The sequence below is a fragment of the Rhodovulum sp. PH10 genome, from assembly GCF_000293785.1.
Lineage (GTDB): Bacteria > Pseudomonadota > Alphaproteobacteria > Rhizobiales > Xanthobacteraceae > Rhodoplanes.
In genome coordinates this window covers 1-417 of record NZ_AKZI01000224.1, presented here as the reverse complement: position 1 = coordinate 417, position 417 = coordinate 1, and the positions used below count along the sequence as shown (strand labels likewise).

At 66.4% G+C, this 417-nt stretch carries 1 pseudogene; it reads right to left on the bottom strand.

Features of this window, described 5'->3' with window-relative positions:
• Nucleotides 1-54: 54 nt before the first annotated feature.
• Nucleotides 55-417 (bottom strand): annotated as a pseudogene (locus A33M_RS22640) (hypothetical protein); the annotation flags it as partial.

Below are 417 nucleotides of genomic sequence, written 5' to 3'. Positions count from 1 at the left end.
GGGCGATCAGGTGGCGGATCACGTTCATGGTGACGCCGAGATGAGGCGAGCGGTTCACGAAGCGGGTGCGATCGCGACCGGACTCCTTTCGTTCTGTTTGGTCGATGCGGTGCCAGGAAATGTCGATCGCAAGAGATCGGCCCGCAGCTTGGCGAGGAACGCGGCGACGGCCATCACGAGGGTGACGTGGCGATGCCAGCCGTGCCAGGAGCGCGCTTCGCAGTGATCGAGGCCGAGCTCGTCCTTGGCCACCTCGAAGCAAGTCTCGATCGCCCAGCGCAAGCCGGCGACGCCGGCGAGCTCGGCGAGCGTCGCATCGACAGGCGCGAACACGACGTAACAGGCGAGATCGGTCGGATCCGTGAGGCTGCGTCGGACCAGCAGCCAGTGATCGAACGGCTGCCCCGGCTCCTGCAG